The following is a 14914-nucleotide window of genomic DNA, read 5'->3' as shown; positions in this document are numbered from 1 at the left end:
TTGCGGCTTAACTCCCGCCTTTCCGCTTGTCGCCCTCGACCAGGGCGGTGACGACGCCGTGGAGGGTGCGCACCTCCTGCTCGGTCATCTCCATCCGCTCGAAGGCGTTGCGCAGGGTGCGGATCATCGAGGGGCGCTTCGCCTCGCTGGTGAAGAAGCCGGTACGATCCAGCGACGCCTCCAGCCGCTCGAAGAAGTTCACCCGCTCCGCCATCGTCGCTGGACGGGTCTGGCCGGTATGCAGGAAACGGTCGGGCGTGCGGTCGCCGGCCTGGAACCACTCGTAGCCGATCAGCAGCACCGCCTGCGCCAGATTGAGCGAGGAGAAGGCCGGGTTCAGCGGCACCGTCACCAGCGTCTGGGCAAGGGTCAGATCGTCGTTGAACAGCCCGGTGCGCTCCGGCCCGAACATCACCCCGACCTTCTGGCCGGCGGCATAGCGCTCCCGCATCTCGCCGGCCGCGACGCGCGGGGTGACGAAGCGCTGGATCATGTCGCGGGTGCGCACCGTGGTGGCGAAGACCGATTCCAGATCGGCGACCGCCTCGGCCGTCGTCTCGAAGATCTTCGCATTGTCGATGACGAGGTCGGCCCCGGACGCCGCGGCATTCGCCTTCGGGTTCGGCCAGCCGTCCCGCGGCTTGACGAGCCGGAGATCGGTCAGCCCGCAATTCAGCATCGCACGCGCGCAGGCGCCGATGTTCTCGCCGAGCTGCGGCTGCACCAGGATGACGGCCGGGCCGCCAAGGATCGATTCACGGGTGGGGTTCTGGCCGGAGGTCATGGGAACGATTGTGGTTGAACGATGAAGGGCGAAGACGGCCGGATCGCCGGCCTATTCCTGCTGCTCCGCCGGCTCCGCCTCGGCCTTCACCGGGCCGCCGTCGATGGCGGTCAGGCGCGCCTTGAGGTCGGAGACGTCGGCGAACAGGCGCTTCAGGCGGGCGAGGCCCTTGTACTGTTCGAAGGCGCGGGCGCGCGGCACGGCGGGATAGCCCATCCACACCGACTTCGGCGGAATGTTGCTGCCGACACCGGAATTGGCCGCCACCACCGCGTCGCTGCCGATCTTGATGTGGTCGGCGACGCCGACCTTGCCGGCCAGAACCACGCGGTCGCCGATCACCGTGCTGCCGGCGATGCCGACATGGCCGCACAGCATGCAGTTGGTGCCGACCTGGACGTTGTGGCCGATCTGGACGAGGTTGTCGATCTTGGTGCCGTTGCCGATGCGGGTGGCCGTCACCGTGCCGCGGTCGATGGTGGCGCCGGCGCCGATCTCGACATCGTCGCCCATGATCACGGTGCCGATGGAGTTCACCCGGCGGATCAGCACGTTGGTGCCGACGACGCGGCCGGTGGTCTTGGCCGATTCGACGCTGCCCGGCTCCGGCGTGACGAAGCTGAAACCGTCATTGCCGACGGCGGCGTTGGGATGGACGATGCAGCGCGCACCCATCTCGACCCGTTCGCCGATGCGGGCGCCGGGATGCAGCAGGCTGCCCTCGCCGATCACCGCATCGGCCCCGACCGTCACATGCGGCAGGACGACCACACCGGCGCCGATGCGGGCGCGCGGGCCGATATAGGCGAAGGGGGCGATGGAGGCATCGGGCGCCACCACGGCGTCGGGCGCCACATAGGCCTGCGGCGACACCCCCGGCTCGGCATGGACCGGACGTTCGAAGATGTCGAGCATCCCGGCCATGGCGTAGCGCGGACGCTTCACCACGATGCGGCCCTTGATGCCCTCCGGCACCTCGACCCCTTCGGCGACGACGGCGGCCACCGCCTTGCTGCCGGGCAGCAGAGCCAGCAGCTCCTTGTCCATCGCCAGCGCCAGATCCTCCGGCCCTTCCGCTTCCGACGGATGGACGGCGCGGCGGATCGTGAGGGAGCCGTCGCCTTCGACCGCGGCGCCCAGCGCTTCGGCGATCTCGGTGAGGGTACGGGGGGCCTGGGTCATGATGGGACGCACCGGTGTCAGTGTCTTGCACGGGGGCCGTCCTGGCAGACGGCGCGGCGGACCCTAACACGGGCGTCCGGCGGATGGCGAGGTGTCAGAACGCGGTACCGGGCTGCGCGTTCGCCGCCGGCCCGTCCTTGGCGCCCCCATTCTCCTTATCGGGCCGCAGCCAGCCCTTCACCCGCGCCTTCATCCGCCGCAGCAGCGGCTGGCGCGCCTGGACCGCATAGTATTTGCGCACCGTCTCCAGGATCTCCCAGGTGCCGGTGAAGCCCATCGGCAGCACCAGCGCATCGCCGGCCTTGTATTCCCGCGGGGTTCCGCCCTCCGGCGTGATGATCACCCGGCCCGACAGCAGGATGCAGAACTCGTGATAGGGCCAGTCCTTCATCGCGACGAGGCCCGGCGTGCACTGCCACACCCCCGACCGGAAGCGGCTGTAGTCGCCTTCGAAGATGTTGCGGTGAATCTCCAGCGGCTGGCCGGACAGGATGGCGCCGAAGACCGCCGGCTTGCCAACCTCGTCGTCGGCGATGCGGTGGCTGTCGATGGGAATGGGGGTGTGATCCGGCATCGGCTCTCCCGGTGGGGGTTGGGGTCGGGGGTTGGAGGGAAGGGGATCGCGCAGGGCCGAAGGCCCGTCGGCGCTCCTGCGCAACACCCCACCCCGCCGAAAGTTCCCCGGCGGATCCGAAAAAATGTCAGCCGCCCAGATTGACGATCTCCACCCGCCGGTTGGCCGCCGCCTTCGGCTGGTCGGGCAGCAGCAGTTCCCGCGCGCCCATGCCGGACGCCTCCAGCCGGTCGGCGTGGATGCGGTGGCGAGACACCAGATACTCGACCACCGCCGCCGCCCGCCGCTTGGACAAGGCGAGGTTGGCCGTGTCGCCGCCGACCGCGTCGGTGTGGCCGACGATGCGGAAGCGGGTGGTTCCGGCCGTTCCCATCACCGCCGCCACCTTGTCCAGGATCTCCCGCGATTCCGGCCGGATGACGGCGGAATTGAAGTCAAACTCGACCCGGAAGGCGGCGCGCAGTTCCGGCACCTGCATGGCGGTCGGTCCGGGCAGCGGCGGCACCGTCACCGGTCCCGGCCGCTGACCGGGGGAGGCGGCGGGGGATGTGGCCGGCGGCGGGGCGGCCGGCCGCTGCATCGCCACCGGGGGACAGTTGGGCCCGGTGGTGCCGAGCAGCGCCGCCTGGATTTCGCACTCGCTGGGGTTCGGCCCCATCGGGGTCGCCGGGCCGGGCAGTCCCTGGGCGAGGCCCGCGACGGGCGACGTCAACCAGACGAAAGCGCTGAGCATGAGGCTCAGCCGCATGGCCGCATTGTTCGGACCGCGGACGGTCGCTTCAAATTGCGCGTGGAACAGTCCTGCGTGCATCTGTACGATCCCGGTCCGTATCTTTCGTATAGGGCGCTTGGGAGGAAATAAGCATGAAATCGCTGAAGGCTCTGCTCGCCGGCATCGCGCTGGCCGCTCTGACGGTTCCGGCTCTGGTTGCCGGTGCGGCGAACGCTGCCGACTACAAGGCGGAGTACAAGCTTTCGACCGTTCTGGGCAAGCCCTTCCCCTGGGGTGTCGGCGGCGACCGCTGGGCCGAGCTGGTCAAGGAGAAGACCGGCGGCCGCATCAACATCAAGATGTATCCCGGCACCTCGCTGGTGAACGGCGACCAGACCAAGGAGTTCACCGCGCTCCGCCAGGGCACCATCGACATGGCGGTCGGCTCCACCATCAACTGGTCGCCGCAGGTGAAGGAGCTGAACCTCTTCTCCCTGCCCTTCCTGATGCCCGACCACAAGGCGCTGGATGCTCTGACCCAGGGCGATGTCGGCAAGACGCTGTTCGAGCTGCTCGCCAGCAAGGACGTGATGCCGCTGGCCTGGGGCGAGAACGGCTTCCGCGAGATCTCCAACTCCAAGCACCCCATCCGCACGCCGGCCGACCTGAAGGGGCTGAAGATCCGCGTCGTCGGCTCGCCGCTCTACCTCGACACCTTCACGGCCCTCGGCGCCAACCCGACGCAGATGAGCTGGGCCGACGCGCAGCCGGCCCTGTCGACCGGCGCCGTCGACGGGCAGGAGAACCCGCTGGCGATCTTCGTCGCCGCCAAGCTCGCCACGCTGGGCCAGAAGAACCTGACCCTGTGGGGCTACGTCGCCGATCCGCTGATCTTCGTGGTCAACAAGGAGGTTTGGGCCAGTTGGTCGAAGGAGGATCAGGAGGCCGTGCGCGCCGCCGCCGTCCAGGCCGCTACGGAAGAGGTCGCGATCTCCCGCAAGGGCATCACCGCCGAGGACGACAGCCTGCTGAAGGAGATCACCGCCCAGGGCGTCGAGGTGGTGCGCCTGACGCCGGAGCAGCAGAAGGCCTTCCAGACCGCCACCCAGCCGGTCTTCGACAAGTGGGCCAAGCAGATCGGCCCCGATCTGGTGAAGGCGGCCCAGGCCACCATCGGCGAGCGGAAATAAGCTTTAGTTCGCTTGGCTGACGGATGCGGCGCCCTGCGGGGCGCCGTTTTTTAGATCCGTAAGGCACTTGCTTGTGATGCGTGCCCAAGCGGATTGCGCTACAACTCCCCCAATGCCGAATGGTTTGCGGAGCGGGCGCATATGACGTCGGAAATGCTGCTGGCGCTGTTCAGCATCGGCGCCACCCTGCTGTTTCTGGGCATCCGCCGCGGCCTGATCCTGCGGACGGACCGGGAAATCCGCCGCTGCGGCGCCGCCCTGACCGCCGAACGCGACGCGCTGGAACTCCAGGCCAACGAGCTGGAGGCCATGCAGGCCGAAATCGAGGCGACGAAGGCAAGGCTAGTGGAGCTGTCGACCGACAAGCTGATCCTCAACCGCCGCAGCGGAAAGCGCACCGCCGCAGCGCGCCGCTTCATCCACGAGATCGGCCGGCCTGAGCCGGGGCGCAACCATTTCACCTTCCGTCTGGCGATGACCCCGGGCTTCGCCGCCCGGCCCGATGCCAAGGCCGTGGTCCACCCGGCCATCTGGCGCTTCGGGAACGAGGCGCAGGTCTGGGCCTCCGACTTTGCCGCCGCCCAGATGCTGACCCGCAACATCTTTCACGAGGGGGTGGGCGTCACCGTCTCCAGCGAGGAGGCGGACGAAGACGCTGTTGCCGGAGCCTCCGCACTATGAGCCCCGTCTGGCTTCTGGGAGCCGTCACCAGCTTGGTCATCGGCGTGCTGGCCGAGCGCATCCTCGGCATCCGCGCCCGCCGCCAATCGGAGAAGTTGACCGCGCTGAAGGAGAGGCTGAACGTCTACGCCAACTACGCCAAGCTCGCCTCGGTCCGCCGGGTGGAGGCGGAGGAAACCCTCGCCGGCCTGCACCGCGAGGCGGCGGAGATGGAGGGCGAGATTTTGTCGTTGCAGTCGGCCGTCACCGACGATGCCGCCCTGACGCCGATGGAGTTCTATTGCGTCGACCGCGTCGCCCGGTCCAGCGGCCCGCTGTGGTATGTCGCGGTGGAGGCGCTGGATGCCACCGCCCCCTGGACCGGCATCCGCACCTACGCCATTGCCGCGGAAAGTGCGGAAGACGCCCGCAAGCGGATCGTCGAGCGCCACCCCTCCCCCACCGCCTTCACCATCTCCCCCGCTGTCCCGCTGGTGCTGCCGGAGCGTTGAGGATGGTCGTGCCGTTGGGGCAAGGGCCTGACACGACAAAGAAAAAAAGGGCGCCCCACCGGAGCGCCCCTTTCCCATGAACCTGCCGTCAGGCGTTGTTCATGCGGTTGTCGATCAGGTCGGTCACCACGCCCGGATCGGCGAGCGTCGAGGTGTCGCCCAGGCTGTCATGCTCGTTCGCGGCGATCTTGCGCAGGATGCGGCGCATGATCTTGCCCGAACGGGTCTTCGGCAGGCCGGGAGCCCACTGGATCAGGTCGGGCGAGGCGATCGGGCCGATCTCCTTGCGGACCCAGGCGACCAGTTCCTTGCGCAGCTCCTCGGTCGGCGTCTCGCCGGCGTTCAGCGTGACGTAGGCGTAGATGCCCTGGCCCTTCAGGTCGTGCGGATAGCCGACGACCGCGGCCTCGGCGACCTTCGGGTGGGCGACCAGCGCGCTCTCGACCTCGGCGGTGCCCATGCGGTGGCCGGACACGTTGATGACGTCGTCGACGCGGCCGGTGATCCAGTAATAGCCGTCGGCGTCGCGGCGGCAGCCGTCACCGGTGAAGTACTTGCCGGCGAAGGTCGAGAAGTAGGTCTGGATGAAGCGCTCGTGGTCGCCATAGACCGTGCGCATCATGCCGGGCCAAGCATCGGCGATGCAGAGGTTGCCCTCGGTCTCGCCTTCCAGGATCTGGCCTTCGTTGTCGACGACGACCGGCTGGACGCCGAAGAACGGCTTGGTCGCGGAGCCCGGCTTCTGGCCGATGGCGCCGACCAGCGGGCTGATCAGGATGCCGCCGGTTTCCGTCTGCCACCAGGTGTCGACGATCGGGCAGCGGGCGTCGCCGACCACATTGTAGTACCACAGCCACGCTTCCGGATTGATCGGCTCGCCGACCGAACCCAGCACGCGCAGGCTCGCGCGCGAGGTCTTCTTCACCGGGCCCTCGCCTTCACGCATCAGCGAGCGGATGGCGGTCGGGGCGGTGTAGAAGATGTTGACCTTGTGCTTGTCGATGACCTGCCAGAAGCGCGAGACGTCCGGATATGTGGGGATACCTTCGAACATCAGCGTGGTGGCGCCGTTGGCGAGCGGGCCATAGACGATGTAGCTGTGGCCGGTGACCCAGCCCACGTCGGCCGTGCACCAGTAGACCTCGCCGTCCTTGTAGTCGAAGACATACTGGTGGGTCATCGACGCATAGACGAGATAGCCGCCGGTGGTGTGCAGCACACCCTTCGGCTTGCCGGTCGAGCCGGAGGTGTAGAGGATGAACAGCGGATCCTCGGCGTTCATCTCCTCCGGCGGGCAGTCGGCGGAGACGCTCTCCATCTCCTCGTGGTACCAGAGGTCGCGGCCCTCGGTCCAGGCGACGTTGCCGCCGGTGTGCTTGACCACCAGCACATGCTTGACCGTCGGCGCGCCGGCCACCGCCTTGTCGGCGTTGGCCTTCAGCGGCACCTTGCGGCCGCCGCGCAGACCCTCGTCGGAGGTAATGACGAAATGGCTGTCGCAATCGACGATGCGGTCCTTCAGGCTGTCGGGCGAGAAGCCGCCGAAGACGATGGAGTGGATGGCGCCGATGCGGGTGCAGGCCAGCATCGCATAGGCGGCCTCCGGGATCATCGGCAGATAGATGGTGACGCGGTCGCCCTTCTTGACGCCGTTCTTCTTCAGCACGTTGGCGAGACGGCAGACCTTCTCGTGCAATTCCTTGTAGGTGATGGCCTTGGAAACGCCGGGGTCGTCGCCTTCGAACAGGATCGCGGTCTGGTCGCCGCGGGTCGCCAGATGGCGGTCGATGCAGTTGGCCGACACGTTCAGCGTGCCGTCGTAGAACCAGCGGATATGGACGTCGTCGTTGAAGTTGACGTCCTTCACCTTGCTGTAGGGCTGGATCCAGTCGAGCCGCTTGCCCTGCTCGCCCCAGAACGCCTCGGGGTCCTTGACCGACTGCTCGTACATGCGGGCGTAGGCTTCCGCATTCACGTGGGCGGCGGCCGCGATCTCGGGCTTCACCGGAAAGAAGCTGTTGTCGGTCATGAGTGCGATTCCCCCGTGGTGCTTCCGAATTGGCCGGAAGATGATTGGAGGGCGGCGGGCCGCCGCCCGGAATTGAGCGGCATTATCCACACAAGTTGCGGGACGAACAAGCAAATCGGCCCCCGCAGGCCCCCCGACCAAAGGAGGATTGTGTCGCTGATTTTGCAGCGCGAGACTGTTTCTTCCCCAAGCATACCGAGGCATGCCAAGGCCTCCGTGACCGCGCCGCCAACCGGGCCGGAAGGGCAGCGGTCCGGCTCCGCGACCATCCGCCGCGCCGCGGCGCAGCATGAAGGGCAGCGTGCGGGGATGTCTGTCCTGTAACGGACGATCCCTTGCTTAACCCGACCTTAACCCGCCGGCAGCTATAGACTTGCTGCATTACGGTAACGATCAGCGGCGGCAAGGATCGCAATGCCCAGCACCACGAACGCGGACGATCTTCCGAAAGCCGGCGACCGCAGCGACCGTCTCGCCGGAATGGCCGACCGCACCAGCCTGATGGCCATCGACGCCACGCTGCGCACGCTCGCTGGCCCCGTCGGCGCCATCTCGGCCGCCGGCATGGCGGACATCGCCCGCCGCATGCTGCAGGCGACCAACGACTTCCACGCGGCGATGCAGGAAGCGGCCGAGTAGGTCTTTCAGTAAAGAGCTGGGTAGCAAAGAACCGGGCGGCGGAGAGCGGGGCCGTCGTCGCCCCGCTCCGCTCTTCAAGCCGGTACGCCGACCCCTGCCAGATCGCACACCCGCGCCCATTCCTCGTCGGTGACCGGGCAGACCGACAGCCGCGACTGACGCACCAGCGCCATCGACTGAAGTTCCGGATCGGCCTTGATCTGCTTCAGCGTGACGGGCGTCTTCACCGGCATCACAGGCGCCACGTCGACCATGCCGAAGCGGCCGGCCTCGTCGCTGGGGTCCGGATAATAGGTGCGGACGATCTCGACGATGCCGACGATCTCCAGCCCTTCGTTGGAGTGATAGAAGAAGGCGCGGTCGCCCACCTCCATCGCCTTCAGATTGTTGGACGCCTGGTAATTGCGCACCCCGTCCCAATGGGTCCGGCCATCGGCGACCATGCGGTCCCAGGAATATTTGAACGGCTCGGATTTCACCAGCCAGTAGGCCATCGCCAGCGCTCTCCCGCTCAGGCCTTGGGGTAGACGCGGCGCCAGGGCCGGATCGTCACGCTGTCGAACAGGCCGGCCTTGGCATAGGGGTCGCCGTCGGCAAAGGCCTGCGCGGCGGCGGCATCGGCGCACTCGACGATCAACAGGCTGCCGACCATGCCGCTCTGGTCGTCAGACAGCAGCGGGCCGGCGGCGAAGATGCGGGCGGCATTGGCTTCCAGATAGGCCAGATGCTCGGTACGGTTGGCGGCGCGGACATCGGCGGCACCCGCCTTGTCGACGCAATGGAACATGAACAGCATGCGGTTCGCTCCTTCACACGGTGGAGCGGGAGCCTAGATCGGATCGCGAAAAATCGGAATCGATTTGAAGCGCAAAGCCGATCGCAAAAATTTGAACGCAGGGGAAGCTGGGGGGAAAGCGTCGGCTGAAGCTTGCCGGTCACGCCACCACGCGCGGGCGGCGCGGCGGCGTCTTGCCGCCCTTGCAGGGGGAATAGCCGCCGGGGGCGATACGGCCCAGGCGGATGCCGGTGCTTTCGATCTCGCCGAAGCCGCCCAGCCCCATCTCCAGCGCCGCGGCCAGCGCGATGCGGCCGCAGGCCTCGGCGTCGCTGCCGGCATGGTGGTGGTGAAGCGCGATCCCCAGGAAATCGGCCAGATGGTTCAGGCGGTGTCCGGTCAGGGTCGGCCAGGCCCGGCGCGCCATCATGACGGTGCAGAGGTAGTCGCAGGCCGGTAGGTCCAAGCCATAGTCGGTCAGGGTATGGCGCAGCACGCTGACGTCGAAGGCGGCGTTGTGGGCCAGGATCAGCCGGCCCTGCACCCGCTCCCGCAGGCTCGCCCACACCTCCGGGAATTCGGGCGCGTCGGCCACATCCTCTTCCCGGATGCCGTGGATGGCGCTGTTGAAGGGGTTGAAGCGCGGTTCGCGCGGACGGATCAGATGCTCTTCCGTCCCGGTCACGCGGCCGTTCTCGATCCAGGCGACGCCGATGGAGCAGGCGCTGGTGCGGGTCTCGTTGGCGGTTTCGAAATCGATGGCGACGGCGTGGCCGGAAATGACGGTCATTGAGGTCCGATTTGTTGGCGGTTCAAATCGCCGGCAGGTCAGAGGCGGAGAATGCCGGCGAGATCCTCGGGCAGCGCGTCTTCCGCCGCCAGCACCCGCAGCTTCAGCAGGCTGGCCACCGCCATGGCGTCGGTGATGGCGCCGGCCAGCACCATGTCGATCACCTCGACGAAGGGCACGCGGCGCACGGCCAGCACCTCGGTCTCGTCGGGGGCGGACTCGCCCTGCTCCATATCCCAGGCGACGAAGGTGTGGGCCACCTCGTCGGTGATGCAGTTGGACAGGTGCAGCGTCATCAACGGCATCCAGCGCCGCGCCGTCAGGCCGGTTTCCTCGCGCAGCTCGCGCGCGGCGGATTCCTGCGGCTCGACGCCCTTGCGCCCGCCGCCCTCGGGGATTTCCCAGCTGTATTGCTTCAAGGGGAAGCGGTACTGGCCGACCAGGGTCACCGTGCCGTCGGCATGGACCGGCACCACGCCGGTGGCAAGACTGCGGGGATGAACGACGCCGTAGATGCCGGGAGAGCCCTTCGGGGTCAGAACCTTGTGTTCGACCACCTCCATCCAGGCATTCTCATATTTCGTCGTGCTGGTCAGCACGGTCCAGGGATTGCCGGTGGACTCACCGGTTTCGATCGGCACGCGAAGCCCCCTTCGTCGGTTGCGACGGGAGTATAGGGAGGCGCCCCGGCTGCCGCAATGGCCGCACAGAGCGGGCGGACAGACAAAAACCGGTAAAATTTTCCGACAATTGGCGAAAACGAAGTCGAAATCGTTAAATAATGGTTTCTTGACAGACAAATCAGGCCAACCTAATTCTAAATCACGGTGCCGAATGTCGTGGCTATACCCAAAAGTGGTAGATTGGTGATCCGCCGCTTGACCTGGAAAGGGCAGATGCGTGGTGCCGCAGATCAGTCCGCAGGATTTGGAGAGGTGGCGTAACCCCGACTGGCGCATCCGTTTGGCTGCGTGGTGGGAAGGTTACGACCTGTCCCGCCTGCCCCGCATTTCGAACCGGGCCGACCCACGCGCTCTGGTGGGCCGCCGGCAGCCCGGCCCGGTCGATGCGGTCGGCAGCGCCACACCTCCAGCGCCGTCGGGCGCAATCGCACTGCCGGCCCTGCCCACCGGCAACCCGGAACTGGACCGGCTGGCGTTGATGCAACTCGACCGTCACGGCGAGCCGGTCTGGTCGGCGGCGCGCAGCGAGGGGGCGCAGCTTCTGTGGGGCCAGGACATGACCGGGCCTGAGGAAGCGGCATGGATGGTCGATTCCGTCCGGTCCTTCGGGCTGAACCCGGCCAAGAGCGTGCTGGACCTGTCGGCCGGCCTGGGCGGCACCGCCCGCGCGCTGGTGCAAAGCTGCGACACCTGGGTGACCGGACTGGAGGCGTCGCCGCTGCTGGCGAAGCTGGCGATGGACCGGTCGAAGGCGCTGGGCCTGTCAAAGAAGGCGCCCATCGCCCATTACGACCCGGACCATTTCAACCAGGCCGGCAGCTTCGACCTCGTGATGGCCGACCGCATCCTCCACCGCGTGCGCGACAAGGACATGTTCCTCGACCGGCTCGGCGACTGCGTGAAGCCCAAGGGCGGCATCGCGCTGTACGACTATGTGATCGACGGCACCCCCGGCTCGTGGGACAGCTGGAACGGCTGGCGGGAGGAGGAGCCGATGGAGGTCTATCCCTGGACCGCAACCCGCATGGCCGACGAACTGACCCAGCGCAACCTCGACCTCCGCATTTCGGAGGATCTGACCCAGCTGCACCGCCGCCATATCGTCGACCGCGTGCGCAAGCTGGCCGACACGTTGGCTACCGCCGCGCCGCCGGCACCGGTGCTGGCCGCGCTGAAGCGCGAACTGGCACTGTGGTGGGCACGGTTGCGGGTGCTGGGCAGCGGGTTGCGTTTCGTCCGCTACGTGGCGATGAAGCCGGCGTGACATGGCGCGCCCAATGTTCATATGAGTAAAGAAAGAATCCTCCGAGCCGTCATATGATGATCGAGGGAAATGGACTGCTACCGACCGCAAGGGAGGTCGCGGCACCGCGCCCGGCATCCACACCTATGCTCGTGCTTTCTTGAAGCCATGCGTTTGATCTGCCGGGACCCCGCCCTACATCTTGCCTGGATGACGTGCAGGCGCCGGCACGGCTGTCTCAGTCCTTTGGATGATCCTCAGGTCCTTTGACCGCTCGTCCTGCGGACCGTCATCACCTGGACCGTAACCGAAGCGCTCTCCCAAGCGCCGATCAAGGCGCATGCCCGACCCAAAGGCCCCAATTCAAGAATTAAGGAGGCTTCCCGTGACCACCTTCACCGGTCAGGATTCGCTCAAGACCCGCCGCTCGCTCAGCGCAGGCGGCAAGAGCTACGACTATTTCAGCCTGAAGGCCGCCGAGGAGGCGGGTCTCGGCGATCTGTCGCGGCTGCCGTTCTCGATGAAGGTGCTGCTGGAAAACCTGCTGCGCTTCGAGGATGGGCGCACCGTCTCCGTCGACGACGTGAAGGCGGTGGCCCAATGGCTGGTCGACAAGCGGTCCGACCGTGAAATCGCCTATCGCCCCGCCCGCGTGCTGATGCAGGACTTCACCGGCGTGCCGGCGGTCTGCGATCTGGCGGCGATGCGGGAAGCGATGGCGTCGCTGGGCGGCGATCCGACGAAGATCAACCCGCTGGTGCCGGTCGATCTGGTCATCGACCATTCGGTGATGGTCGATTACTTCGGCGGCGCCGACGCCTTCCAGAAGAACGTCGATCTGGAGTTCGAGCGCAACCTGGAACGCTACGAGTTCCTGCGCTGGGGCCAGAAGGCCTTCGACAATTTCCGCGTCGTGCCGCCGGGCACCGGCATCTGCCATCAGGTCAACACCGAATATCTGGCGCAGGTGGTGTGGACCGACGGCGACCCGTCGGGCAAGCCGGTGGCCTATCCCGACACGCTGGTCGGCACCGACAGCCACACCACCATGGTCAACGGCCTGTCCGTGCTGGGCTGGGGCGTCGGCGGCATCGAGGCGGAGGCCGCAATGCTGGGCCAGCCGATCTCCATGCTGATCCCGGAGGTCGTCGGCTTCAAGCTGACCGGCCGGCTGAAAGAGGGCATGACCGCCACCGATCTGGTGCTGACCGTCACCCAGATGCTGCGCAAGAAGGGCGTAGTCGGCAAGTTCGTCGAGTTCTTCGGGCCGGGCCTGGACAGCATGACGCTGCCCGACCGCGCCACCATCGGCAACATGGCGCCGGAATATGGCGCCACCTGCGGCATCTTCCCGATCGACGCCGAGACCATCCGCTACCTGACCTTCACCGGCCGCGATCCCGACCGCGTGGCGCTGGTCGAGGCCTACGCCAAGGCCCAGGGCATGTGGCGCGAGCCGAACAGCCCCGACCCGGTCTTCACCGACGTGCTCGAACTGGACATGGGCACGGTGGAGCCGTCGCTGGCCGGTCCGAAGCGTCCGCAGGACCGCGTGCCGCTGTCGGCGGTGGCGCAGGGCTTCGCCAAGGACATGAGCGAGGCCTACAAGGCCGACGATCCGAAGAAGGCGGTTGCGGTGAAGGGCGCCGGCTACAGCCTGGAACAGGGCGCCGTCGTCATCGCCGCTATCACATCCTGCACCAACACCTCCAACCCGGCGGTGCTGGTCGCCGCCGGCCTGCTGGCCAAGAAGGCGGTCGAAAAGGGGCTGACGCAGAAGCCGTGGGTCAAGACCTCGCTGGCGCCGGGCTCCCAGGTGGTCACCGACTATCTCGCCAAGGCCGGGTTGCAGCCCTATCTGGATCAGATCGGCTTCAACATCGTCGGCTACGGCTGCACCACCTGCATCGGCAATTCCGGCCCGCTGCCCGACGCCATCGCCGCGGCGGTGGAGGAGGGCAACCTCGTGGTCGGCGCCGTGCTGTCGGGCAACCGCAACTTCGAGGGCCGCGTCAACCCGCACACACGCGCCAACTACCTCGCCTCGCCGCCGCTCTGCGTCGCTTATGCGCTGGCCGGCAACCTGAACATCGACCTGACCACCGATCCCCTCGGCACCGGCAGCGACGGCCAGCCGGTTTATCTGAAGGACATCTGGCCGAGCAACCGCGAGGTGCAGGACGCCATTGACGCCTCGCTGACCGCCGAGATGTTCCGCAGCCGCTATTCCGACGTCTTCAAGGGGCCGGAGCAGTGGCAGGCCATCGCCACGGCGGAAGGTCAGACCTACCAGTGGCAGGACGGCTCCACCTATGTGAAGCTGCCGCCCTTCTTCACCGGCCTGACCAAGACGCCGGACCCGGTGTCGGACGTGCGCGGCGCGCGGGCGCTGGCGGTGCTGGGCGATTCCATCACCACCGACCACATCTCCCCCGCCGGCTCGATCAAGAAGACCAGCCCGGCCGGCGAGTATCTGCTGAGCTATCAGGTCCGTCCGCAGGACTTCAACAGCTACGGCGCCCGCCGCGGCAACCATGAAGTCATGATGCGCGGCACCTTCGCCAACATCCGCATCCGCAACGAGCTGATCCCCGGCGTCGAAGGCGGCGAGACCAGGCATTACCCGTCGGGCGAACGGCTGCCGATCTACACCGCCGCCATGCGCTACGCCGACGAAGGCGTGCCGCTGGTGGTGGTCGCCGGCAAGGAATACGGCACGGGATCGAGCCGCGACTGGGCGGCGAAGGGCACCCGGCTGCTGGGCATCCGCGCGGTGATCGCCGAGAGCTTCGAGCGCATCCACCGCTCCAACCTCGTCGGGATGGGCATCCTGCCCTTGCAGCTCAAGGACGGCCTGACCCGCAACGACCTGAAGCTGGACGGGTCGGAACGCTTCGACATCGCCGGCATCGAACAGGACCTGCGCCCGCGCAAGGACGTCACCCTGACCTTGACCCGCGCAGACGGCACGGTGGAGACCCACCCGCTGCTGCTGCGCATCGATACGCTGGAAGAGGTGGAATATTACCGGAACGGCGGCGTGCTGAACTTCGTGCTGCGCAATCTGGCGAAGTAAGGCTGCCGGAGTGCGGATGGGACAAGGGCCGCTTCCCGGTGGGGAGCGGCCCTTTTTCCTGTCAG

At 67.1% G+C, this 14914-nt stretch carries 15 protein-coding genes; 6 read left to right on the top strand and 9 right to left on the bottom strand.

Going from position 1 to position 14914, the window contains the following annotated elements; genetic code table 11:
* Positions 1 to 7: 7 nt before the first annotated feature.
* From ABNQ38_RS25740 to ABNQ38_RS25725, 4 genes are all read right to left on the bottom strand, one after another.
* Entirely contained in the window at positions 8 to 784 is a 777-nt protein-coding gene (locus ABNQ38_RS25740; protein ID WP_109047974.1) for an RNA methyltransferase, read from the bottom strand.
* A gap of 51 nt (positions 785 to 835) precedes the next feature.
* Positions 836 to 1966 carry a UDP-3-O-(3-hydroxymyristoyl)glucosamine N-acyltransferase gene (locus tag ABNQ38_RS25735; RefSeq protein ID WP_377808697.1) on the bottom strand — a complete coding sequence of 377 codons (1131 nt, stop codon included), beginning with the start codon at positions 1964 to 1966 and terminating at the stop codon, positions 836 to 838.
* Between the two features lie 94 nt (positions 1967 to 2060).
* Positions 2061 to 2540, bottom strand: a complete 480-nt coding sequence (locus ABNQ38_RS25730) for a cupin domain-containing protein (RefSeq protein ID WP_377808695.1) — start codon at positions 2538 to 2540, stop codon at positions 2061 to 2063.
* Between the two features lie 127 nt (positions 2541 to 2667).
* On the bottom strand, positions 2668 to 3351 hold the full coding sequence (locus tag ABNQ38_RS25725; protein ID WP_377808694.1) for an OmpA family protein: 684 nt from the start codon (positions 3349 to 3351) through the stop codon (positions 2668 to 2670).
* A 53-nt stretch (positions 3352 to 3404) separates the two neighbouring features.
* Between ABNQ38_RS25725 and ABNQ38_RS25720 the strand changes: the two genes are divergently transcribed.
* The 3 genes from ABNQ38_RS25720 (at position 3405) to ABNQ38_RS25710 (ending at position 5614) form a co-directional block, all read left to right on the top strand.
* Positions 3405 to 4442: a DctP family TRAP transporter solute-binding subunit gene (locus ABNQ38_RS25720; RefSeq protein WP_377808693.1), complete on the top strand. Its 1038-nt coding sequence runs from the start codon at positions 3405 to 3407 to the stop codon at positions 4440 to 4442.
* 141 nt (positions 4443 to 4583) lie between these two features.
* A complete protein-coding gene (locus ABNQ38_RS25715; RefSeq protein WP_377808692.1) occupies positions 4584 to 5123 on the top strand; it encodes a hypothetical protein in 540 nt (179 codons plus the stop codon).
* Positions 5120 to 5614, top strand: a complete 495-nt coding sequence (locus tag ABNQ38_RS25710) for a hypothetical protein (RefSeq protein WP_377808690.1) — start codon at positions 5120 to 5122, stop codon at positions 5612 to 5614. Before ABNQ38_RS25715 ends, ABNQ38_RS25710 begins: the two co-directional genes overlap by 4 nt.
* An 88-nt stretch (positions 5615 to 5702) precedes the next feature.
* On the opposite strand, the gene acs is transcribed toward ABNQ38_RS25710, so the two are convergent.
* On the bottom strand, positions 5703 to 7643 hold the full coding sequence (acs, locus tag ABNQ38_RS25705) for an acetate--CoA ligase (protein WP_377808689.1): 1941 nt from the start codon (positions 7641 to 7643) through the stop codon (positions 5703 to 5705).
* 414 nt (positions 7644 to 8057) lie between these two features.
* On the opposite strand from acs, the gene ABNQ38_RS25700 reads away from it, so the two are divergent.
* On the top strand, positions 8058 to 8282 hold the full coding sequence (locus tag ABNQ38_RS25700; RefSeq protein WP_377808688.1) for a hypothetical protein: 225 nt from the start codon (positions 8058 to 8060) through the stop codon (positions 8280 to 8282).
* Positions 8283 to 8356: 74 nt separating this feature from the next.
* Here ABNQ38_RS25700 and ABNQ38_RS25695 read toward each other — a convergent pair whose 3' ends face one another.
* From ABNQ38_RS25695 to ABNQ38_RS25680, 4 genes are all read right to left on the bottom strand, one after another.
* Positions 8357 to 8776, bottom strand: a complete 420-nt coding sequence (locus ABNQ38_RS25695) for an EVE domain-containing protein (protein ID WP_377808687.1) — start codon at positions 8774 to 8776, stop codon at positions 8357 to 8359.
* A 17-nt stretch (positions 8777 to 8793) separates the two neighbouring features.
* Complete coding sequence (locus tag ABNQ38_RS25690; protein ID WP_098739117.1) at positions 8794 to 9078, bottom strand: YciI family protein; 285 nt, start codon at positions 9076 to 9078, stop codon at positions 8794 to 8796.
* Between the two features lie 139 nt (positions 9079 to 9217).
* Positions 9218 to 9847, bottom strand: coding sequence for a 3'-5' exonuclease (locus ABNQ38_RS25685; RefSeq protein ID WP_377808686.1), 630 nt, complete (start codon positions 9845 to 9847; stop codon positions 9218 to 9220).
* Between the two features lie 38 nt (positions 9848 to 9885).
* The gene (locus tag ABNQ38_RS25680) at positions 9886 to 10488 is read right to left on the bottom strand and encodes an NUDIX domain-containing protein (RefSeq protein ID WP_377808685.1); all 603 of its coding nucleotides are present in this window, start codon (positions 10486 to 10488) and stop codon (positions 9886 to 9888) included.
* A gap of 262 nt (positions 10489 to 10750) precedes the next feature.
* Here ABNQ38_RS25680 and ABNQ38_RS25675 point away from each other — a divergent pair, with 262 nt between their 5' ends.
* Both ABNQ38_RS25675 and acnA read left to right on the top strand, forming a co-directional pair.
* Positions 10751 to 11794, top strand: a complete 1044-nt coding sequence (locus ABNQ38_RS25675) for an SAM-dependent methyltransferase (RefSeq protein ID WP_377808684.1) — start codon at positions 10751 to 10753, stop codon at positions 11792 to 11794.
* A 364-nt stretch (positions 11795 to 12158) separates the two neighbouring features.
* Positions 12159 to 14849 (top strand): aconitate hydratase AcnA, encoded by a 2691-nt coding sequence (acnA, locus tag ABNQ38_RS25670; RefSeq protein WP_377808683.1) that lies wholly within the window; start codon positions 12159 to 12161, stop codon positions 14847 to 14849.
* The last annotated feature ends 65 nt before the right edge of the window (positions 14850 to 14914 follow it).

This window comes from Azospirillum sp. A29, from assembly GCF_042604625.1.
GTDB classification, from domain to species: Bacteria; Pseudomonadota; Alphaproteobacteria; order Azospirillales; family Azospirillaceae; genus Azospirillum; species Azospirillum palustre.
This window is presented reverse-complemented; position numbering and strand designations above follow the sequence as displayed.